The following is a 20,762-nucleotide window of genomic DNA, read 5'->3' as shown; positions in this document are numbered from 1 at the left end:
CCCAATGGTGGCAATATTTTTCATGTGACTCGTCCTCCTGAGTACGTTTTGTTTGGCACTATGATGCCGTATACCGGGGGGGCGGGTCCATTCCATTAAAATGCTCTTTTCAACTCCGGCTAAAGATCGCTATTGCAAGTTCACCTACAATTTCATGACCGGCGAATACGAACGTGATTGGGTTGAATACGCTGATGGTGTGTTCGAACCGTTGCGGCGCGACTTCATCAGCCTCGATACGTTCCACGACGGCAAGCGCGAATACGTCTTTAATTACGAAGAGGGTGAGCGGCTGCCGTACTTCATGACTGTCAACGGCAACGACTATGCCCTCGAATACGATCAGGTCGGAACGCTGAAAGCGGTTGTTTCTTCAACCGGAAACGTGGTAAAGGCCATCCAATACGATGCCTTCGGAAACCTGCTCTGGGATTCCAATCCCGGCCTGCGCATCCCCCTCGGCTTTACAGAAACACCGGACCCCTTTGTGACTCCCATGCAAGAATGGGGGAAACACAGAAAGAAGAAGGAACATGCTCGATAAAATGAACCTGAACAGCATTGCCGTTACGATTAGAAAAGGAGCGGCAATGCTCAAAGAGATATGATTTCATACACACAGATATACAAAGTATTGGTGCTTATTGTGCTCGCCATGAAGAGCAATCAAATCAGGGGATATTTGGAAGTTGACCCAGTAATGGCTCCACTTGGATACTCGGCTATGCAAGCCGGGGCCTATTCCGTGTTTTTTGGCGTTTATATTACAACTTTTTTCCTGACTCTTCGTGATGTGGGAAAATTCGCAATCCTGGCGTTGTCCGTCTGTCTCCTTATTTTTCTCTATTATCCTGCCGTGTTGTTTCTTTCCGCTATTGTCGCAGGTTTGGCATCTGATATCCCCGTATCCTTGACGGCCTTTCTGGTCTTTTCAATTCTCGCTTTGGGACTGGGCTTCATTCAGATGAAAAAAGTATCCACATGGTTGACTCTTTCTCATCTTGATAAACGGGATTGTCCTGTGGCTTTCTTTTTGATGCTCTCTCTCCCAACCATCTGGATTTCCAGCTTGTTTGGTGAACACACAATAGCTTTCCTCAATTACTATACCACCTTTCTTTATGTCGTGTTTGCCGTCATGTTGGTGTCTATCTGGCAATCCAAGGCCTTGAATCTTCTGCTCCATCTTGTTTTTTTCTGGTCGATCTTGTGTATGTCTCTGATTGTCTGGTTCGGTTATTGGCAAACAGGCTATTTGTTGACGTGTGTTTTTCATGGAGTCTGCGCAATCGTCTCTCTCTATGTCATGTGTAAAAAACGACAAGTGCCATTGCCGTAAAGGCAACCTCCGCTGTTTCATATGTCAGTCGGTAGGGTGGCTAACCGCTTGACATCGCATTGGTTTTGAAAAATGCTCCCAGCATGACAGCTCAGAAAATCACAACTAAACGCCCAAAATAAACGAATTTCACCCTGGTATACGGACTGTATACCAGGGTGTGCTTGTCTGTGCCCAGGCGGCAAAAGTCGTTGAAAAAGACTTATGATTACAATGGATACAAAGATAGATCAGTGATTCCACGTCAGGGCTTCGAAAAACTCTTCGTGCGTGCCGAGTCCGCGATGAGCAAGCTCTTTAGCCAGGGTTTCCGCACTTTCGCCATAGGCCGGGTTGGTGCCTGGATTGGACCCGAGGTAGACGCAGATTCTTTTCATGAGAGCGCTTTGACCGCCTTTTCAATATCCGAGACGAATTCATCGACCATGGCTTCGGTCGTGGCCCATGAGGTCATCCAGCGGACCGTGTGATCGTGTTCGTCCCATACGTAAAAGTAATATTTTTCGAGGAGAATTTCAGAGGCTTCCGGGGGAATGGAAGCAAACAGCGCGTTGCAATCAACCGTGCCCTTGATCGTGACGCCGTCAATGGCTCCGGCCTTGTCAGCCAGCCGTTGTGCCATGGCGTTGGCGTGCCGGGCATTTTTCAACCATAAATCATCGGCCAGATACTGTTCCAGTTGAGCGGATACAAAACGCATCTTGGATACGAGCTGCATGGCCTGTTTGCGGAGGTATTGGAAGCCTTCACCTATATTCGGTTTGAGGAAGATCACGGCTTCGCCGAGCAGACAGCCGTTTTTGGTTCCCCCAAAGGAGATGAAATCCACATCCAGAGCCGTGGTCATGTCGAAAAATGAACAGTCCAATGCGGCGCAGGCGTTGGCAATGCGCGCTCCGTCCATGTGCAGGAGCAGGTCCCGGTCATGGGCGAATTCCACGAGGTCCTCGATTTCCTTCAAGGTGTAAAGCTTGCCCAGTTCCGTGGGTTGGGTGATGGAAATGACCTTGGGTTGGGAGGCGTGAACGAATCCCACATGGCCGAGATACGGGGCAATGGCTCCGGGCGTCAGTTTGCCGTCTTCGGAGGGAATGGGGACGAGCTTGATGCCGCCAAATGCCTCGGGTGCGCCACATTCGTCGTTGTTGATGTGGGCCTGTTCAGCGCAAAGGACCGAATTGTAGGTCTGGGTGACTGAACGCAGTCCCAGAACGTTGGCCGCGGTTCCGGTCGTCACGTAATGGATACGCGCCTGGGAACCGAAGAATTCCTTGAAGACCTCATCGGTGTGGATGGACATTTCGTCGTCACCGTAGGATTTCAGGAATCCGTCATTGGCTTTGACAATGGCTTCCATGATGGCGGGATGCGCCCCGGAGTTGTTGTCGCTGGCAAAAGATTTGAGAGGACTCATACTACCTTACTCCAACCCGAAAAAGGTTCGGGCAACGTTATTGTGTATAATATGTTTGGCAATGGCCGCGTATCCATCTGCCGTTGGATGTACACTATCGCCGTTGCTCAAGGCCTGCTCGTATACTGCGGAACATTCCATGCTGTCAAAGGGGAGGACGCACGGGATATCCATTTGGGTGCAACGTGTTGAAATAGCGGTGCCAATGGTCTTGATGTGGCCATTGATTTCGCTGTTGAGAACTGGGGTGGGACCGATAAACAGGACCTCGCCCAGCTTTTGAGCTGTTTTGAAAACGGAGTCAGCCGCCTGGAGGGTGTCTTCGAGTGCAATGTCATTCATGACGTCGGCAACGCCGAAGCTGAACACGAGCTTGAGTGGAACGTCGGTGAGGATGCGTGTTTGCACCTCGGAAAGCCATTGTTGTTCCAGACAAATACTGGCGTTTTTGCGAATTCCGAGATTGTAGCTGGTGACGTCTTTCCCCGTTTTTTTGAGAATTTGGGTGATGCGTCCCGGCCAGCCGAGTGTTGTTTCGTCCCCATAGCCCAATGTGAGAGAATCACCGAGAAAGCAGAGTATCATCGTGTCACTCCTTGATCCGTGCGGATATGGTTTCAATCGCAATTGCGTAGACAATTGTGGCAGAAAGAACGGATTTTTGGTAGGGAAGTCTGGTTTTCATGTATTTGGTTGCGAGTTGATCCAGCCCGATGTGTTTTTCGGCATGGTCGAGCTGTCTGGGAATGCCTTGGCCCATGATCGAGCGGAAGAGGTAGCCTTGATCGCAGGCCGTATCGCCACCAGCACGCATTCGGACGTCCACGGCCGCAGAAAATGCAACAGGCGCGCCGGTGGCTAGGGCCGTGGCCTTACGTCCATATTTACCTGTGTGAATATAGATGGTATTTCCATTCGCCGCAAAGTTGACAGGGACGCAATACGGGCCGTCGGCGTCGGTGAGAGCCAGCCAGAGGACATCGGCCTCGGCCAGAATTTCAGCAATGATCGAAGCGTCATCCGTATATCCTTTGCGCATGATGGGTCCTTGATTGAATGTGAAGATACACGGTTATGAATCACTTGAAGCCAGAAGACAACCAGAGCGGGACAAAAAACGGATGACACTACCTTTCCGTTGGCGTTTGCCCTGTTTTGAAATGGTGCTATACTGCCGCAGTTAACCACGGGAGAGATGGATGAGTCACACCAAAGAAGATCGGTTGCCAATTCACTATTTGCTGAGTTCGTTTGACAAGTTTTTCAAGATGGAGGCCGCAGGTGGTATCGCCTTGATGGTGTGCACCATTGCGGCTTTGGTCTGGGCCAATTCGCCCTGGGCCGCAAGTTACCATGCCTTGTGGGCGACCAAACTCACCGTCGGTATCGGTGATTGGGTGCTGTCAAAGGCCGCGATTTTATGGATTAATGATGGCTTGATGGCCATTTTCTTTTTTCTCGTGGGCCTTGAAATCAAGCGGGAACTGTTGGTGGGCGGACTGTCCACGCCCAGTCAGACCATCATGCCGGTGGCTGCGGCCGTGGGTGGCATGGCTATTCCGGCCCTGATTTTTATCAGTCTGAACGCGGGGCAGGAATCGGCGGCAGGTTGGGGCATTCCCATGGCCACGGATATTGCGTTTGCCCTTGGCATCATGTCATTGCTCGGGAGCCGGGTACCCATTGGTGTCAAAATATTTCTGACAGCTGTGGCCATCGTGGATGATATCGGGGCCATTTTGGTCATCGCCATTTTTTACACGGCGTCACTGAATCTCACGGCGTTGTTTATAGGATTGGCGGTCCTCGGACTGATGGCTATTTTGAATTTGCGGTGGGGCATCCGCCATTCAATTCCATATTTAGTGCTTGGGATCGTGGTGTGGTTTGCGTTTCTCTTGTCAGGCATTCACGCGACCATCGCAGGCGTACTGGCGGCCATGACCATTCCCGCAGGGACGCGGATGAATTGTTCCACCTTTGTTGAAGAGTTGCGGCACGCCGCCGAGGTTTTCGAAATGGCGATCACGCCGGGCAAGACCGTGCTGACGAATAAGGAACAGCAGATGGCCCTGCATTCGTTGGAAAATTCATATGAAGCCGCCACAACGCCGTTGCAGAATATCGAGCATGCCCTGCATCCATGGGTGTCGTTTTTCATCATGCCGATTTTTGCCTTGGCCAATGCCGGGGTTGCTTTGGAAGGAGATATCATCAATGAATTGGTGACGCCGGTGTCGCTCGGTGTATTCTTTGGGCTGGTCGTGGGGAAGCAGATCGGTGTGACGGGTGCGTGTTGGATTGTCAACAAACTTGGTTGGGCGGAGTTCCCGGATCGGACCACTTTGGTTCATTTGTGGGGGGCGGCCTGTCTTGCGGGTGTCGGTTTCACCATGTCGATCTTCATTGCGAATCTGGCATTTGAAGAAGGATCCAGGCTTGTTGAACTGTCCAAGATCGCGATTCTGTTCGCCTCATTGGTCTCGGGAGTACTTGGTTATCTGGTTCTCAAGTATCTGGCTCCAGATGCGTCGAAGAACGGTGCCAAGCCTGAAGATTATTTGAGCGAAGTCAAGTAGAATTCTCAATGAAAAGCCCCGGTACGTCATGCGTACCGGGGCTTTTTTGTGGCTAGAAATCCATCAGGCCGAGTGGATCGAGTTCCGATTGTTCCACACGGATGAAGCTATAGAGATCGTAAAACAGTTCTTCCTTGACTTCGGTCAGGCGCCATCTGCTGCCGGTGCCGAACGAGTTCCATAATTCGGTCTGAATTCCTTGACGGACCTTGAACCTGACGGTCTCGACTTCGGGTTCAGATCCTTCGAGGTGGGTTTGCATCAGCGGCACCAGGCCACAGGTGACATGTTGTACATCAATGGTGTCTGTGTCGTCTATCATGGCTATTTTCCTATGCAGAATGTGTCGAAAATGGCGTTGAGCACATCGTTGGAGGCGATTTCACCGGTAATACCGGAGAGCGTGGTACACGCTGTTTCCAGCCGAACACTCAACAGGTCGTAGGGAATATTTGCTGCCGCGTCTTGCTCAAGGCCCGACAGTTCGTGCGCGGCATCCGCCAATATGGCGGCCTGTCGTGCATTGGGTGCAAGTTCATCCGGGTCAGGCTGTCCCTCTCCATGAAGGATACGTTCCCGAATCCGGGCGCACAAGGTGTCAATATCCTGGCCGGTTTTCGCAGAAATGGTGATGCTTTCGAAGTCGTTATTTGCGAGAGGCGCGGCGGTTTCGTTGGAGAAGTCCTTCAGGTCGGCCTTGTTGAGAACAAAAAGTGTTTTTTGAGGATCGAGTGTCGCGGCTGTGGTCAATGTCTCTTCAGTCAACGGGGCGGAGCCGTCTGCCAGAAGCAGGACAAGATCCGCCTGTTCCATGAGTTCCCGTCCCTTTTCAAGACCGGCGGCTTCGATGACATCGTTTGTTGCCCGGATACCCGCCGTGTCAGCCAGACGAATCGTCAGCCCGTCGAGATTGATGGATTCTTCGAGATAGTCGCGAGTGGTGCCGGGTTGGTCTGTGACAATGGCCCGGTTTCGACCGAGCAAGGCATTCATCAGGCTGGATTTTCCGGCGTTGACGCGGCCAGCCAGTACGACCAGTGCGCCTTCCCGCCATGCTTTTGTCCGGTCTACGGCAGCAAGCAATTCCGTTATTTCGGTGCGGACGGAGGCGGATGTTTCAATGAGTTCTTCAGGAGACAGACATTCGAGCTCGTCTTCGGGAAAATCGACGGCGATGCACAACTGCGCTCGAAGCTGTTCCAATTGTGTCCTGAGGTGTGCGATCTTCTGTCCGAGAAGCCCAGATCGTTTGACCTGTGCCAGGTGCATGGCGGCCTTGGTTGGTGCGTGGATCATTTCGGCCACGGCTTCGGCCTGAGAAAGGTCCATGCGACCATTCATGAAGGCCCGGTAGGTGAATTCTCCCCGTTCCGCCAGCCTGACTTTGTATCGAAGAATTTCTTCCAGCACGGTGGACAGGATGGTCCGGCCACCATGGCAGTTGATTTCCACAATGTCCTCGCCAGTGTACGACTTTGGACCGGGAATGAATGCGCACAAAACGTCATCCAGTTCGGCTCCGTGAGCATCGAGTACGTGCCCATAGTGGAGTCGGTATGGAACAAAGTCCGTGAAATGGGGATTGACAGATCGGAAGAGAGCTGTCGCAACGGTTCGGCATTGGCTGCCGCTGATACGAATGATGCCCACACCACCATCTCCGGGCGGAGTGGCAATGGCGGCAATGGTGTCTTTGGCGAGTCGTGGATCAAGCATGAGGGTGTTTATAGGCCTTTTTCGGGAAAGGCAAAAGGAAAAAAGGTGGATGGAAGAGTGCAAACGCACCGCGTTGGACAAGAGGGTTTTCAGGCTGCTGAAAAGAGGGCGGTGTCAGGTTTTTGAAGCGGACGGCTTCAGCCCGTTGTCTTTATCTCAACGAACAAAGACCGCTTCGAAAAGCGGTCTTTGAATATTCGTCGAAAGTTCGAACCTTAATCGCGGGCGTAACTGCCGTTTTTGCGATTTTTGGGAACGATCAGAACACGTTTCATGGGACCGTCACCCTTGGACCGGGTGAAAACGGTTTCATTCTCCTGAAGCGCCAGATGCACGACCCGACGATGGTAGGAAGACAGTGGCTTGGTGGACTGGGTGCGACCCAGATTGCCGGCTTTTTCAGCCAGATGCCAAGCGATTTGACGAAGTTTGTCATCCTGTCGTTCACGGTAGTCGCCAGTGTCCACCTGAATGCGGACAGAGGCTTCCATCTGTCGGGAAACAAGGCGATTGACCAGATATTGGATGGACGAGAGCGTCTGTCCTTCACGACCGATAATCAGACCGGAGTTGTCGTCATCGTCGATGAAGACCTTCACCCGATCCGTCTCGATGGTGATGTTGATGGTCGTCTCTCCCACGATCGGTTCAAGCAGCTTGACCATGACTTCGTTGACCGCAGCTTCAAGCACGGTCGGGTCAAAGTCGGCCATGTTGGCGCGAGGACGTTCTTCTCGTTGAGGACGAGGTTTGGTGTCGCGCTGTTTTTCTCGCGGTTTGCGCTCACGGGGAGCGGCCTGACGAGGCTTGCGTTCGCGGGGTTTGCGCGCGGGTCTGGGGGCTTCTTCCGACGGAGCGACATTGCCGTTCACGTCATTGAAGATTTCCTCTTTGATGAGGTTACCGTTCGGCTCGTTTGTTTCAGCCGGTGCCACAGGGGTTTTTTTCGGCTTGGGCGCGGGCTTGCTTTTCGGTTTGGCTGCCGGCTTGTTTTTTGCTTTGGGAGCCGGTTTGGTCTTGGTTTTCTGCTGTGTTTTTTCTTTGGGTTGAGCCGTTTTGTCGTCGTTGAGAATGTCCGTTGTATTGACTTGGGCACGGGGACGAGCATGAACTTTGGCTTTTTTGACACCCATGATGCCGAAGATTCCGCTTGAACCGCCAGCCAGGATTTCGATCTCCAGGCGGTCCCGTTTGAGATTGAAGTAATCGCAAGCGGATTCTATGGCTTCGTCCAGGTCTTTTCCCTGGAATTCTTTGAAGTCACTCATGTTTGTATTCCTCTCAACCGGGGTTGTTCCCGGTTGCGGTGTTAAGCGTCCAGTGTCGCCTTTTTGGTTGATCTGGCGATCATGAGTTGCTGTCCGATGGACAAGAGGTTGTTGAACAACCAGTAGACAACCAGACCTGACGGGAACTGCAGGAACATGAAGGTGAATATGAGTGGCATGAACAGCATGATTTTTTGCTGAGTCGGATCGCCGGCACTCGGAGTCATCTTCTGCTGCAAGAACATGGACGCACCCATGATGATGGGGGTGATATAGTATGGATCCTTGGCGGACAGGTCTGCCAACCAGGGCAGGTCAGTAAACGGCAGGTTGGCGATGAACGGAGCGTGTCGAAGTTCAACCGCACCGAGCAAGGCCTTGTACAAACCGAAGAACACTGGAATCTGAACGACCATGGGGAGACAACCGCCCATGGGATTGACCTTGTACGTTTTGTAGAGGGCCATTGTTTCCTGATTCAGGCGTTGTTTGTCGTCGCCGTATTTTTCACGAAGTTTTTTGACCATGGGTTGCAGCTTCTTCATTTGTTCCATGGAACCATAGCTTTTCTGGGACAGCGGCCAGAAGATGAGCTTGATGATGATGGTCAGGATGATGATGGCGATACCGTAGTTGCCGATATAGCCGTAGAAGAAGTTGAGCCCGATGAGCAGCGGCTTTGCCAGAACATCGAACCAACCGAAGTTGACGGCTTCGGCGAGCTGATTGGGCATGGTGCCGAGCATTTCACGGTCGGTCGAACCAATGAAGTATGATGCCTTGAGGGTCTTGGCGACATTGGGCATGAACGTGGCGTCATCAGTGACAGCCATGCGGAAAATGTCATCCTGAACACCAGCAGACAACGACGCGCTGTCGGAACCGGGCATCACGGCAAACAGGAAATAGTTGGACTCGATGGCACCCCATTTGAGTTCACCGGCAGCGGACAATCCAGTTTCCTTGAGATCGTCGCGGTCATCCATTTCTTCACGTCCATCCTTGGTCAGGTACGCGACCTTGGTGGGGTTGTAGCGGTCGTCTTCGGCAGACATGGATTTGGCGGCTGCGGTGTAGGACAGGGAACCTTCGACACCAACTGCGGTCATGTTCGTGACCGTGGTTGATTCTGTAATGAGATAGGTGTCGGGGTTGAACGTGAGCACACGCTCAATGTTGAATCCACCGGACTGTCCCTTGAAGGTCAAGGTCTTGGCTTCATCGCCTTCCCGGATGGCCAGATCCGTGCCGGAAAAGGCCCATTCGCCCCGTTTCCATGTGTGAAATTCCTTGTCGTTCTTGGTCAGAATCAGACCGAGTGGACCTTTGGCAAAGGCCTTGCGTCCGATGAGATCGACATTCGGGGAATCCGGTTCGATGGTATCTTTGTAGTTTTTGAGGATGAACTGTTCGAGGATACCGCCTTGAGAATTGAAAACGGCGGTGTAAAGCGGAGTGTCCACCGTCACTTGAGTTCCGGCTGTGGGGATGAAGTCAGTGGCTGGAACAGCCTCAGTGGCAACAGATTGGGTCTGCTGTTGTGTCAGGGATGCTGTTTTCTGTTCGGCCTCGGCGGCTTTTTGGGCCATGAGGGCCTGGTCTTCTGCTGATGGGCCTGTGAGGTATTGCCATCCGAAAATGACAATGAAACTCAGGGCCAGGGCAATCACTAAACGGATTTGCTCCTTCTTCTCCATGGGATGATTCTCGCTTTGGTTTTGATATCTGGCCACACGGCCGGGACGGGGTCATAGCCCCCGCTGCATAAAGGTTGACAACGAAGGAGACGCCAAAGCGTGAGAAGCCCCCCTTTGAATGCTCCATGACGGATGACAGCTTCTTTGGCGTACTGAGAGCACGTCGGATAGAACCTGCACACCGGAGGCAGCAAGGGGGAGATGAGTTTTTGATAAAACCAAATGAGCGCTAGAAATATTGAGCGCATCATTCCCTCTCTATGAGGCAGCCGCTTTCAGGCCTAAACGTTTGAAAGCGGGTGAGAACTCTTCTATGGTGAGAGCGAGTGTTAACTGCTTGGCCTCAAGGTTCCGCTTGGGAACAACGACAATATCCAGAGGCAATTCAAAGTCAAATTGATGCAGCCTGAAATACTCGCGCACCACCCTCTTAATACGGTTTCGCGCTACTGCGTTTCCCATCTTTTTACTGACGGTCAGCCCGAGGCGGACCCCGTCAGGTGAGATATCCCGCTTGAGAATGAACAGGATAAAGCTTTTGGTAAAATGCTTTTTTCCCTGTTCATAACAAGCTGAGAATTGAGGGCTTGAGAGCAGTCGGCGCTCCTTGTTCCAAGCTAGACGGCTAATCTCTTACGCCCTTTTGCACGGCGACGGCGAAGAACGGCGCTACCGTTTTTGGTGCGGGAGCGCACCAGGAAACCGTGGGTTCTTTTACGACGACATTTGCTGGGCTGGTAAGTACGTTTCATATCTATATCTCCTACAGAGTGAAAAATTGCTAAAAGTCATGTTGGACGGAAGCATATAACCGTTGCCGTTGTGGCAGTCAAGATCAAATTTTGATCGGGGAGCAACCATCGCTTTCGACTGGCCGGAAATTCTGCTACAGGTTTTCCCGACGGAAGGCGAGTAAAAAAACGCCTCTTTTGTTCTATATTACATTATAACTATTTATGCCACAAGGATGTTTCATGAAAAAGTCGATAGATACGTTTTGGGAATTGAATCTCGGAGCGCTGGAAAAGCAGTTGGTCAAGAATGGTTTTGACGTCTATCAGGCGGAATCCGCTGATGCGGCCAAACGTGTTGTCCTGGAGGAGATTTTCCCGCAGATACAGCCGAAAAGCGTGTCTTGGGGCGGGTCGGCGACTTTTGCTTCGACAGGACTGCACAGGGCCTTTCGTGCCGATGAAAATTTGGAGGTCCTGAATGTTTGGAAATCATCCCTGTCTTCCGAGGAAAGCGCGGAGATGCAGCGGCAGGCATTGCTTGTTGATTGCTTCTTTTGTGGCACCAATGCGATCACGGAAGATGGTTGTCTCGTGAACCTTGATATGGTTGGTAACCGGGTCGGCGGTATTACCTTTGGCCCTCGTAATGTGGTTATTCTGGCCAGCCGGAACAAGGTTGTTCCTGACCTCCAGCGTGCCATGGATCGGATTAAAGAATATGTGGCGCCGATGAACGCCATGCGCCTGGGCATGAAGACTCCCTGTGCCAAGACTGGTCGTTGTATGGACTGTGATTCTCCTGATCGGATTTGTAATGTCTGGACGATCAGCGAAAAGTCGTACCCCAAAGGACGGATCAAGGTTGTACTCATCAATGAGGATCTTGGCTTGTAAAGAGGTGTTGCTAACGTGTTCCAAATGCTGTTCCTTAACGGTTCCTTTTACGAAATATCCTTTTGGAGGTAGTGCTTATGGCCAATCGCCATCTTTCCACAGAGAGGGCATATCGTGAACTGGTTCGGCCTCGTTCCGGCGAGAGGCGGTTTCAGGTGGCCGTGGAACAGACGGACCTGCTTGTTGTTGCCGAACACGATCTCCGTGTGGATATAGCGGCGCATGTGGCCGCTGTCCGTGGTGTCGTGAAAAATTGGATCGTCTTTCATCCAGAGTTTGGTGAAAGTCTTGAGCCGGTCAGTGTGCCGGATGGTGCGCCGGACATCATCCGGTCCATGGCGCGGGCCGCAGCATCCTGTGGCGTTGGTCCTATGGCCGCAGTCGCTGGTGCGGTGGCCCAGGCTGTTGGGGATGCCTTTGTTGATCAGAGTCCAAATCTCCTCGTGGAAAACGGGGGGGATACATATATGCATTCCACCCGGGAGCGGGTCGTGGCTTTGTTGGCAGATCCAGAGTCCGGGGCCTCCATAGGGCTGCGTCTTGCGTCTGATGTGTTTCCGATCTCCATTTGCGCGTCAAGCGGCACCATTGGTCATTCGCTCAGTTTGGGGTCTGGCGATTTGGTGGCCGTTCGTGCCAGGGATGCGTGTTTTGCCGATGCCGCAGCAACTGCGCTGTGCAATGAACTGCGGTCAGAAAAAGACCTGGATCGTGTGGTCCGACGAGCCAAGGCCCTTGCCGAATTCGGCCTGGAAGGGGTCTTTGCTCAATATGATGCCAAAGTTGCAGCCTGGGGAGCTGTTGAACTGGTGGCCTTGGATGCGCCGAGCAACCGTCCATAAATCCAGAGATCCGTTGTTTTCCCCCATTTTTTGACTGCTCCTTTGCGGAGGCCTTCCTTGACGAATCCGTTTTTTGACAACACTCGTTCCGAAGCGGGATTCCATCCATACCCAGTCGCCGTCAACTGTTCGATATCAGTCGATTCCTGCATGTAGGTCACAATGACCGCGAGGACTTCAGTGGCGATTCCCTGTCCCCAATAGTCCTGACCAAGCCAATACCCAATGGTGGCGGTGTGACTCTGGACGTCTGTTCCCCGGGTTGCGCCACAGCCTCCGATAATCGTGTCCTGCTGGAGAATGGCAAATTGCCAAATATTGGTCCCGGCATTGGTTGTGTTCGCTGTGATCGCGTGGTGCGCGGCGGTCAGGTCAAATGGATAGGGAAAGTTGTATGAGGTATTCCAGGAAATGGCTTTGGTATTTGCGATGAGTGTGAGGCGGGGGGCATCGGTGTCTCGCCATGGGCGAAGCAGACACCGTTCGGAGTGCAATTGGGTTTCTGAAAAATGTGGCATGGTTGTGTGAATCACTCTTTTTTTGCATGATCGCATAGACTCTTTGGGGGGCGCGGATGCGGATGATGCGGTTGTTGCTGTCGCATTCGATGATAACCAGTCCTTGCCCCGGAAGTCCATGAAGAGAGTGTCCAATGGTCTTCGGGGGCACCATAGAGGCGTTGGTGAAAGTCTGGATGGTTTTCCCGTATGCTTTTCTAGTTCCTACAGGCCGAATTTCGACCTGATTTCTTGGCGGTATACAGACCTGCGTCCGCGCGGTTGAGAAGTGTCGTTATCGTGTCGTTTTTTTGCAACGATGCAACGCCGATGCTGACCGTGACGGTGATAGGGCCTTTTGGGGTGGGGGTGGAGTGGTGTGACGCGAGCGTCCGTATCCGTTCAGCCACTTGAGTGGCCCGGGTCGCGTCGGTTTCGACGAGGATGGCGGCAAATTCCTCCCCGCCCAGTCTGGCGAAGATATCACATTGCCTGAGGTCGGCTCGACAACGGAGGGCAAAGGCGCGCAGAACTTCGTCTCCGATGGCATGTCCATGCGTGTCGTTGACCTGCTTGAAGTGGTCGAGATCAAACATGAGCACGGCCATGGGATGGTCGAAACGGTGCGCGCGCGTGACTTCATCCTGTGCTATTTGAAAGAATGCGTGGCGATTGTAGGCTCCGGTAAGTTGGTCTCGGGTGGCCATGCGTTTGAGTTTGGCTTCCATACGGCGTTTTTCCGTAACGTCATGAACGATAGAGTAATGGAGTTGCCGGTTGGCCAGAGAGACCGGCCCGGTAAAAACCTCGACAGGGTGTCTGGACCCATCTTTCAATGTGTGAAAATGTTTGAAGTAGTTTCGTTGTTCTGACGTTGCACGGGCCAATTCTTCGAATATTTCCGTATCCGACATGCGATCCAGGTCGCGGATTGTCATGGAGGTCAGTTCGTCATTTGAATATCCGTAGTATTGGCAGGCTGCTGGATTCACGAATCGAATGGTGGCGTCCTGAGGGTCGTGTAACAGCATGACTGCTTTGTTGTCTTCGAAAAAGGCCCGGTGCAATTCATCGCGTTCCTTGAGCGCCTTCCGGGCCTCCACTTGGGTCGTAATGTCCTGCAATACTCCGTTGAAAAGCCCGTCAGGAGTGAGTCGTCCATTCATTTCAGCCCAGATGATTTCCCCATCCGTGCGGATCAATCGGGTTTGGAAGTTGGAAATGACGAGTCTGGCGTCCAGTTCAGCCCAGAGTCGTTCCCGGTCCTGTTGGGATTTGTAGTGTGTGTGCACATTTTTTGCGGTCATTGCTTCGACTGATTCATAGTGGAGTATGCTCGCTACGGTCTTGTTGGCTTCGACAACGGTCCCGTCCGGACGGATCAGGAAAATGCCAACCAGAGCACTGTCGAAGAGGTGCCGATATCGTTGCCTGCTTTCAGCCAAGGCCTCTTCTTTTTGGGAAATGTGAAAAATTAATGAATTATGTGCCGCAATGACTTCACCGATTTCATCGTCGGCTTGCCATGCAACTTCGGTCCATTTGCCGGTGTCTTCCGTGGTTCGAATGGCTTGGAGCAGTTTTTTCAACGGGGTACCGATCGTGGTCTGGTAGGCGTAGATACCGGCGATGCTGAAAACAAGAATTCCCAGAAGAAAGCGGACCGCCTGCGTCACGAGGTATCCGTGAAACTGCGAATCTGCTTCTTTATAGGAATAATAAATTTCCAGGGAACCGAGGTTGAGGCGATGCCCGTTGGATTGCAGTTTGTAGATGGCCTTTTTCACCGTCAGGATGGTCGGATCGTCGGACGGCTGGATGCCGTATTTCAAGAAACTTTCACCGTCCTGATAAAAAAGCTGTGCTCCCAACATTGCTGGGTTGCTGCTGATTGTCCCGAGTGCGCTGACCAATTCTTCGGTTTGATAATTCCACATGAGATCATCGAGAACTCGGCTGATGGATGTCGCAAAGACTTCTATATCAGTATTGATTTCTTCCCGAATGTGTTGCTGGTTCGTGTAGCCGAAGAAGAACATCAGAAGAAAGGCCGCCACGAACAATGGGGGGAGTGTGCGCGCCAGAAATTTAGTGAAGAGCGAATTGGACGAGGACATGAATATTACCGAATTTTTTCTTGAACACTGCGTACTTTGTTGGTGAGTCCGTCTTTTCGACCTTTTTTAGCATCGGCAGTCAGTGTCATGAAAAGCCGGTCGGAGTCCTTCTCAAGCTCGTGATAACAGGCATTGATGACAGCCATGACATCCTCCCATTCGCCTTCAATGGAGGTTCCCATTGGCCCGAGTTCATGGGGAAGCCCGGAGGCTTCGACAATCTCGATCGCCCGGGCAACATGCCGACTTAACCCGGTGTCTCCTTTGTCCATGGGAAAAATTGAAAAATTGATGAGAACACTCATGAGACCTCTTTGGGTAAAAGAAAAAAAGATGTATTTGCGGAACTGTAGTCCAGGGCGGCAAGAGTGTCCAAGTCTATTATTTTCGGACCGGCTGTATTGATGGGTGCTCGGTGTTTCGAGAGGACCGCCCGTTTGTGAATGGTTTGTGAATTGTTGCACTTATGCCCTGTTTACAGAGTGGTGAAAGTGGCATAAAGACAGTGACTCATATCAAATTTTGTGACAATTCGAGAGACTGCGCAGACCCTCTAGCGTGCCGATACGCTTGAAAGTTTTTTGCAGTTCCCTATTGATTTTGTTTGTAAACCGCGTTACGAGATTGTTAATTAATTTTTCCGGGGGGTTATAGCACGAACTCGGGAAAAGAGTGTTAGAAGTGCTACCTTTATTGAAAACGTAGCATAGATGGTTTAGGTCCGAGTTCGGGCGTGTGCCCGACGGTTATGCAACGAGGATAACGGTGTTCTCTCGTCATAACAGACTCATTTTATTACGGAGGTGTTCTATGAAATTTTCCGTAGGTCATGGCAAGGAAGGAGCCGTGGAACGGCTGGAAAAGCGCGGCGTTTCTCGTCGTGATTTCATGAAGTTCTGCGGAACCGTGGCCGCAGTGATGGGCATGGGTCCGGCTTTCGCCCCGAAAGTCGCCGAAGCTCTCACAAGTGATACCAGGCCCGATGTCGTTTGGCTGCACAATGCTGAATGTACAGGATGTTCCGAATCCATTCTGAGGACAGTCGAACCTTATGTCGATGCCCTTATTCTGGATTATATCTCGCTGAACTACCATGAGACTCTCATGGCAGCAGCGGGTCATGCAGCCGAAAAGGCTCTGTGGGATACCGTTGCAGCTGGCGATTATATCGCAGTCATCGAAGGTGGTGTTCCCACTGCTCCGGCCGGAACGGCCATGGAGCCGGGTGGACACGGCAAGGTCGGCGGGCACACAATGCTCGAAAATACGACCAAGGTTGTCGAAGCCGCCAAGGCGACTATCACATACGGTACCTGCGCTGCCTACGGTGGTGTGCAGAAAGCCGCCCCGAATCCGACTGGCGCCAAGGGCGTCGGCGAATTGTTCCCGAACAAAACAATCATCAACGTGCCCGGCTGCCCGCCGAACCCGTTCTCCCTGGTTGGTACCATTGTGTACTATCTGACCAAGGGATTGCCTGAGCTTGATGATGTCGGTCGTCCGGTTCCCTTCTATGGTGAAACCGTTCACGATAATTGCCCGAGGCAGGAGTTCTTTGATAACGACCAGTTTGCTCCTTCCTTCGGTTCCGAAGAAGCCCGCAAGGGCTGGTGCCTGCGTAAGCTCGGTTGCCGTGGTCCTGAGACCTACAACAACTGTGCAACCGTCAAGTTCAACCAGTACAACTGGCCTGTCCAGGCCGGCCACCCCTGCATCGGCTGTTCACAGCCTGATTTCTGGGATGGAGCTGACTGGGATGGCGAAACACACATGTACGCTGACCTGACTGACTTCTAGTCGGCCATGTACACCTGTTTCGTTCAACTAACGCAGACAAGCCTGAATTCTTAAGGAGGATACAATATGTCTGGTTGCTCCCCTAAAGCCGCCCCGATGGCGCATGGGAAACACAATGTCGTCGTTGACCCGGTCACTCGGATCGAAGGTCACCTTCGCGTTGAAGCCGTGGTCGAAGATGGCAAAATCGTTGACGTCCGCAGCAGCTCCCAGCTGTTCCGCGGTCTGGAGATCATCCTGAAAGGCCGTGATCCCCGCGATGCCCAGCACTTTACCCAGCGTTCTTGCGGTGTTTGCACGTATGTGCACGCACTCGCATCCATCCGCTGTGTTGACAACGCCGTTGGCGTTGATAAAGAACTGCCTCATAACGCCACCATCATCCGTAACTTGGTGATGGCAGCGCAGTTCATGCATGATCATATCGTGCATTTCTATCATCTTCATGCGCTTGACTTCGTCGATGTCGCTGGTTGTCTGTCCGCTGATGTGAACAAGACCGCCGAAATCGCCGTTGCCGTTGCCAAGACCGTCCGTCAGGACCCGAAGATCGTTTCCAGCAAGGAAGAACTTCAGAAAACCAAGGACACCGTCAAGGGTATCGTCGATTCCGGTCGTCTCGGTATCTTTACCAACGCGTATTTCCTCGGTGGTCATCCGGCATACATTTTGCCGCCCGAAGTCAACCTGTTGGCGACCAACCACTACCTGAACGCATTGCACCTGCAGGTCAAGGCCGCTCGTGCCATGGCTGTTTTTGGTGCAAAGAACCCGCACACCCAGTTTACTGTCATGGGTGGCGTGACCTGTTACGAAGGTCTCACCGAGAAATACATCAATGATTATCTGGCATTGTACTCTGACATCATGGACTTCATCCTTGATTGTTACATCCCGGACCTCATTGCTGTTGCCAGTTACTACAAAGACTGGGCTTCCATTGGTGGTACCACCAACTTCATGAGCTTCGGCGAATACCCTGCACAGGGTGGCGAAGCTGATTTGAACTCCCGCTATGTCAAGCCGGGCGTCATCATGAATCGTGACATCAACAACGTGCAGGACTTTGATCCCAAGATGGTCGAAGAACATGTCAAGCACTCCTGGTACAAGGATGATTCTCCGAAACATCCCTACTCCGGTGTGACTGATCCCATGTATACCAGCCTGGATGACAAGACCAAGTATTCCTGGATGAAGGCCCCTCGCTATGACGGCAAAGCCGTTGAGGTTGGTCCCCTGGCTACCTGTCTTGTCAACTATGGTAAAGGTCAGCCCGAATTCGTCAAGTACGTGAATTTCGTTCTTGAAAAACTCGGTGTTGGTCCTGAGGCGTTGTTCTCCACTCTCGGTCGGACTGGTGCTCGTGGTATTGAATGCCTCGTGACCGCTCTCAAGACCGCTGACTGGGTCAATGATCTGAAAGAAAACATCGCCAAGGGCGACATGGACATCTGTAAGGATTGGGACATGCCCGCCGAAGCACAGGGTGTTGGTTACGTCAATGCTCCCCGTGGTGCCCTGAGCCATTGGATGAGTATTAAAGACAGCAAGATCGACAACTTCCAGCTCGTGGTTCCGTCCACTTGGAACCTCGGTCCCCGTTGTGACAACGACATTCCTGGACCGACCGAAGAAGCGTTGTTGGATAACACGCCGATCGCCGATCCTGAACGTCCTGTCGAAATCTTGCGTACCGTCCACTCCTATGACCCCTGCATCGCCTGTGGTGTGCACGTCATTGACAACAAGACTGGTAACGTCAAGAAGTTCCGCGTCCTGTAGTCTCTACAGACTCGAACGAATGTATGGAGAGCCTGGATTATCCAGGCTCTCTTTTTTTATGGGTGAGACTGAGGGGGCGGGACTCTTTTTGTCGAGTCAGTTGACTCGGAGAATCGCGTGTGAGCCCTTTTTTTGTTATTTTTATGGAGGCTATGATGGGTGAGGAAGCGTGATGTGAGAAAGAATAGTCGTTATGGGCTTTTATGCTTTTCCAATGACGTCGTTCAGAGTTGTGTCTGCTGTTTAAATATTTGATATAATATAGTATTTATTATTTTTGAGGAAAAGTGTGTGATTGACCCCTCCAAAAACCTCGGATAGAACGTGAACAGAATAAGGAGTGGGGATGTTCAACAGACTGCTGCACATCATGCGATTTGTTCGCGCTGCTCCCTGGCCGTATATGACCGGGGTGGCGTCTCTGCTTTTTGCGTTTGGCCTGAAGGGAGCTGGATTACTGCATTGGAATGCCGGTGATATTCCTCGGGCCGTTCTTTTTGGATGTTGGGGAGGAGGGTGGCTTATTGTGGCCCTTTTCGCCATGGCCGACGGTGTTTCGCGACATCGGGAATACAGACGAATAAAGGGAATGTTGCTGAAATACGGGTTCAATGAGCGGTTGATGGAACCCTTGGCTCGTTCTCGGTGCCAGCGTGATGCCGCGCTTCATGCCGCTCGGGAATCAGGACATTATGACCGGGCACGTTCGTATTTTCGAAAACTTGGATATCGATGGTATCATATTTTGCCCGATACCGTGGTTCACCGACCGTTTTCATTTGTGAGTCCGAGTTTTCTCCGGTCATCGTTCATGCCCGGAAAAAAGGCTCGGAAGGGATTGTAAGGAATAGGGTTTGTTATGGGATATGTATATTTGGGAATAGCGATTGTCTCGGAAGTCTTCGGGACATCCTTTTTGCCCGCAGCCAAAGGATTTTCGCGATTCTGGCCAAGCCTCATGTGCATGATTGGCTATTGCTCTTCATTTTATTTTTTGAGTCTGGTGCTTCATACCGTGCCGGTCGGTGTCGCCTATGCGATCTGGTCTGGGGTCGGTATTGTCTTGATTGGGATTTCCGGGGTTGTTTTTTATAAACAGATACCGGATCTTCCGGCCATGCTCGGTATGGGGTTGATCATTGCCGGAGTGCTTGTCATCAACATGTTTTCAAAAACCGCTGGTCATTGATTCTGGTCATTTGAAATAAAAAAAGCCCGGCTTCAGTGTGAAGCCGGGCTTTTTCATGCGTTTTATACAAAATTACAGCATTTCATGCTGATATTTTTCTCCACCCAGTAGCTCTACCATGTCGCGCAGGATTTGGAGTGTTTCCTCCGCCTCCTTGGGATCAAGTTTGCGCAGGGCAAACCCGGCGTGAATGATGATATAATCACCAATGGTCACGTCCTCGTCCAACAGCATGATGGATGCCGGGACTGTTGTGTTGCCTTCACCCACTTTGCAGGTGGCTACACCGTCATTTATCTCAAGAATTTCGGCTGGTATCGCGAGGCACATAGATCTTCTCCGTTGCTGGGTTCGCCGAGGTGCGGGTAGTATATGTCCCGCCGGCGTTTTTGATTTCCTTCAGAACCACGTCAATGACGTCGGGCACCCGGGCAGCCAGCTCGGGAGATAACGCCGCGGACATGTCTTTGAAATTGTATGGTTCAATGCCGAAAAGAATAACGTCATCCGGGACTTCTCCCATGATACTGCAATTCGCCAGTGTATCAAGGAGGTCGGTCTGGTGCATGGAGTTTTTGAAGGCACACGCCTTGTTGAGGTCTTCGCCAAGCAGGCGAAACACATCACCGGGATTGCCGTCATTCAAGACGATATCAACGATAATCAGATAGTCCGCTTCCATGATCGGACCCATGAGCCGCAGCCCCAAGGTGCCGCCGTCAAGCACGGTCACGTTGGAAGAGAACTCATATTTCTGCTCAAGTTCCTCTGCAATTCGAACGCCGAAGCCTTCATCCGTGTACAGGATATTTCCGACGCCCAGGACGAGTATATTTTTGTCAGTATCTGGCATGGTTCTCATTTAGTAAACCCTCTCGATTTTGGCAACACCTA

General features: G+C 51.9%; 25 protein-coding genes. 9 read left to right on the top strand and 16 right to left on the bottom strand.

Annotated features, from left to right (window positions below; genetic code table 11):
* Nucleotides 1–100 precede the first annotated feature (100 nt).
* Together GO013_RS15165 and GO013_RS15160 are read left to right on the top strand one after the other, a co-directional pair.
* On the top strand, nucleotides 101–544 hold the full coding sequence (locus GO013_RS15165) for a hypothetical protein (protein ID WP_163812581.1): 444 nt from the start codon (nucleotides 101–103) through the stop codon (nucleotides 542–544).
* Nucleotides 545–604: 60 nt separating this feature from the next.
* The gene (locus tag GO013_RS15160) at nucleotides 605–1,339 is read left to right on the top strand and encodes a hypothetical protein (RefSeq protein ID WP_163812580.1); all 735 of its coding nucleotides are present in this window, start codon (nucleotides 605–607) and stop codon (nucleotides 1,337–1,339) included.
* Nucleotides 1,340–1,569: 230 nt separating this feature from the next.
* Here the strand turns inward: GO013_RS15160 and GO013_RS15155 are convergent, their stop codons facing one another.
* The 4 genes from GO013_RS15155 to GO013_RS15140 are packed head-to-tail and all read right to left on the bottom strand — an operon-like array spanning nucleotide 1,570 to nucleotide 3,792.
* Nucleotides 1,570–1,716: a hypothetical protein gene (locus GO013_RS15155; RefSeq protein ID WP_203529650.1), complete on the bottom strand. Its 147-nt coding sequence runs from the start codon at nucleotides 1,714–1,716 to the stop codon at nucleotides 1,570–1,572.
* The gene (locus GO013_RS15150) at nucleotides 1,713–2,753 is read right to left on the bottom strand and encodes a low specificity L-threonine aldolase (protein WP_163812578.1); all 1,041 of its coding nucleotides are present in this window, start codon (nucleotides 2,751–2,753) and stop codon (nucleotides 1,713–1,715) included. Before GO013_RS15150 ends, GO013_RS15155 begins: the two co-directional genes overlap by 4 nt.
* Before the next feature lie 6 nt (nucleotides 2,754–2,759).
* Nucleotides 2,760–3,338 (bottom strand): GDSL-type esterase/lipase family protein, encoded by a 579-nt coding sequence (locus tag GO013_RS15145; RefSeq protein WP_163812576.1) that lies wholly within the window; start codon nucleotides 3,336–3,338, stop codon nucleotides 2,760–2,762.
* A 4-nt stretch (nucleotides 3,339–3,342) separates the two neighbouring features.
* Nucleotides 3,343–3,792: a pyridoxamine 5'-phosphate oxidase family protein gene (locus GO013_RS15140; protein WP_163812574.1), complete on the bottom strand. Its 450-nt coding sequence runs from the start codon at nucleotides 3,790–3,792 to the stop codon at nucleotides 3,343–3,345.
* A gap of 160 nt (nucleotides 3,793–3,952) precedes the next feature.
* Between GO013_RS15140 and nhaA the strand changes: the two genes are divergently transcribed.
* Nucleotides 3,953–5,332 (top strand): Na+/H+ antiporter NhaA, encoded by a 1,380-nt coding sequence (gene nhaA, locus GO013_RS15135; RefSeq protein WP_163812572.1) that lies wholly within the window; start codon nucleotides 3,953–3,955, stop codon nucleotides 5,330–5,332.
* 52 nt (nucleotides 5,333–5,384) lie between these two features.
* On the opposite strand, the gene GO013_RS15130 is transcribed toward nhaA, so the two are convergent.
* The 7 genes from GO013_RS15130 to rpmH all read right to left on the bottom strand — a co-directional run bounded on the left by GO013_RS15130 (nucleotide 5,385) and on the right by rpmH (nucleotide 10,765).
* On the bottom strand, nucleotides 5,385–5,654 hold the full coding sequence (locus tag GO013_RS15130) for a hypothetical protein (RefSeq protein WP_163812570.1): 270 nt from the start codon (nucleotides 5,652–5,654) through the stop codon (nucleotides 5,385–5,387).
* A gap of 2 nt (nucleotides 5,655–5,656) precedes the next feature.
* Complete coding sequence (mnmE, locus tag GO013_RS15125) at nucleotides 5,657–7,048, bottom strand: tRNA uridine-5-carboxymethylaminomethyl(34) synthesis GTPase MnmE (RefSeq protein ID WP_163812568.1); 1,392 nt, start codon at nucleotides 7,046–7,048, stop codon at nucleotides 5,657–5,659.
* Between the two features lie 215 nt (nucleotides 7,049–7,263).
* Nucleotides 7,264–8,316 (bottom strand): protein jag, encoded by a 1,053-nt coding sequence (locus tag GO013_RS15120; RefSeq protein ID WP_163812566.1) that lies wholly within the window; start codon nucleotides 8,314–8,316, stop codon nucleotides 7,264–7,266.
* Between the two features lie 41 nt (nucleotides 8,317–8,357).
* Complete coding sequence (yidC, locus tag GO013_RS15115) at nucleotides 8,358–10,013, bottom strand: membrane protein insertase YidC (protein ID WP_163812564.1); 1,656 nt, start codon at nucleotides 10,011–10,013, stop codon at nucleotides 8,358–8,360.
* Entirely contained in the window at nucleotides 9,986–10,261 is a 276-nt protein-coding gene (gene yidD, locus GO013_RS15110) for a membrane protein insertion efficiency factor YidD (protein ID WP_163812593.1), read from the bottom strand. Before yidD ends, yidC begins: the two co-directional genes overlap by 28 nt.
* 10 nt (nucleotides 10,262–10,271) lie before the next feature.
* Nucleotides 10,272–10,643: a ribonuclease P protein component gene (rnpA, locus tag GO013_RS15105; RefSeq protein WP_163812591.1), complete on the bottom strand. Its 372-nt coding sequence runs from the start codon at nucleotides 10,641–10,643 to the stop codon at nucleotides 10,272–10,274.
* The gene (gene rpmH, locus GO013_RS15100; RefSeq protein ID WP_163812562.1) at nucleotides 10,631–10,765 is read right to left on the bottom strand and encodes a 50S ribosomal protein L34; all 135 of its coding nucleotides are present in this window, start codon (nucleotides 10,763–10,765) and stop codon (nucleotides 10,631–10,633) included. Before rpmH ends, rnpA begins: the two co-directional genes overlap by 13 nt.
* 222 nt (nucleotides 10,766–10,987) lie before the next feature.
* Between rpmH and GO013_RS15095 the strand changes: the two genes are divergently transcribed.
* Together GO013_RS15095 and GO013_RS15090 are read left to right on the top strand one after the other, a co-directional pair.
* Entirely contained in the window at nucleotides 10,988–11,641 is a 654-nt protein-coding gene (locus tag GO013_RS15095; RefSeq protein ID WP_163812560.1) for a lactate utilization protein, read from the top strand.
* Nucleotides 11,642–11,718: 77 nt separating this feature from the next.
* On the top strand, nucleotides 11,719–12,483 hold the full coding sequence (locus tag GO013_RS15090) for a UPF0280 family protein (RefSeq protein ID WP_163812558.1): 765 nt from the start codon (nucleotides 11,719–11,721) through the stop codon (nucleotides 12,481–12,483).
* Here the strand turns inward: GO013_RS15090 and GO013_RS15085 are convergent.
* The 3 genes from GO013_RS15085 to GO013_RS15075 all read right to left on the bottom strand — a co-directional run bounded on the left by GO013_RS15085 (nucleotide 12,408) and on the right by GO013_RS15075 (nucleotide 15,402).
* Nucleotides 12,408–13,001, bottom strand: coding sequence for a GNAT family protein (locus GO013_RS15085; RefSeq protein WP_163812556.1), 594 nt, complete (start codon nucleotides 12,999–13,001; stop codon nucleotides 12,408–12,410). The two genes, GO013_RS15090 and GO013_RS15085, sit on opposite strands and share 76 nt — an antisense overlap.
* Nucleotides 13,002–13,198: 197 nt before the next feature.
* Nucleotides 13,199–15,097 (bottom strand): diguanylate cyclase, encoded by a 1,899-nt coding sequence (locus tag GO013_RS15080; protein WP_163812554.1) that lies wholly within the window; start codon nucleotides 15,095–15,097, stop codon nucleotides 13,199–13,201.
* Nucleotides 15,098–15,102: 5 nt separating this feature from the next.
* A complete protein-coding gene (locus tag GO013_RS15075; protein WP_163812552.1) occupies nucleotides 15,103–15,402 on the bottom strand; it encodes an MTH1187 family thiamine-binding protein in 300 nt (99 codons plus the stop codon).
* A gap of 505 nt (nucleotides 15,403–15,907) precedes the next feature.
* Between GO013_RS15075 and GO013_RS15070 the strand changes: the two genes are divergently transcribed.
* From GO013_RS15070 to GO013_RS15055, 4 genes are all read left to right on the top strand, one after another.
* Entirely contained in the window at nucleotides 15,908–16,894 is a 987-nt protein-coding gene (locus tag GO013_RS15070; RefSeq protein WP_163812550.1) for a hydrogenase small subunit, read from the top strand.
* A gap of 66 nt (nucleotides 16,895–16,960) precedes the next feature.
* Nucleotides 16,961–18,679 carry a nickel-dependent hydrogenase large subunit gene (locus GO013_RS15065; RefSeq protein ID WP_163812548.1) on the top strand — a complete coding sequence of 573 codons (1,719 nt, stop codon included), beginning with the start codon at nucleotides 16,961–16,963 and terminating at the stop codon, nucleotides 18,677–18,679.
* 346 nt (nucleotides 18,680–19,025) lie between these two features.
* On the top strand, nucleotides 19,026–19,523 hold the full coding sequence (locus GO013_RS15060) for a hypothetical protein (protein WP_239057902.1): 498 nt from the start codon (nucleotides 19,026–19,028) through the stop codon (nucleotides 19,521–19,523).
* Between the two features lie 15 nt (nucleotides 19,524–19,538).
* Nucleotides 19,539–19,868, top strand: a complete 330-nt coding sequence (locus GO013_RS15055) for an SMR family transporter (RefSeq protein ID WP_163812546.1) — start codon at nucleotides 19,539–19,541, stop codon at nucleotides 19,866–19,868.
* Between the two features lie 72 nt (nucleotides 19,869–19,940).
* Here the strand turns inward: GO013_RS15055 and GO013_RS15050 are convergent, their stop codons facing one another.
* Both GO013_RS15050 and GO013_RS15045 read right to left on the bottom strand, forming a co-directional pair.
* Nucleotides 19,941–20,198 (bottom strand): HypC/HybG/HupF family hydrogenase formation chaperone, encoded by a 258-nt coding sequence (locus GO013_RS15050; protein WP_163812544.1) that lies wholly within the window; start codon nucleotides 20,196–20,198, stop codon nucleotides 19,941–19,943.
* On the bottom strand, nucleotides 20,167–20,721 hold the full coding sequence (locus GO013_RS15045) for a HyaD/HybD family hydrogenase maturation endopeptidase (protein WP_163812542.1): 555 nt from the start codon (nucleotides 20,719–20,721) through the stop codon (nucleotides 20,167–20,169). Before GO013_RS15045 ends, GO013_RS15050 begins: the two co-directional genes overlap by 32 nt.
* Nucleotides 20,722–20,762 lie beyond the last annotated feature (41 nt).

It is taken from the genome of Pseudodesulfovibrio sp. JC047 (assembly GCF_010468615.1).
Taxonomy (GTDB): Bacteria; Desulfobacterota; Desulfovibrionia; order Desulfovibrionales; family Desulfovibrionaceae; genus Pseudodesulfovibrio.
The sequence above is the reverse complement of the archived record's forward strand: the minus strand, read 5'-3'. Positions and strand labels throughout refer to the sequence as shown.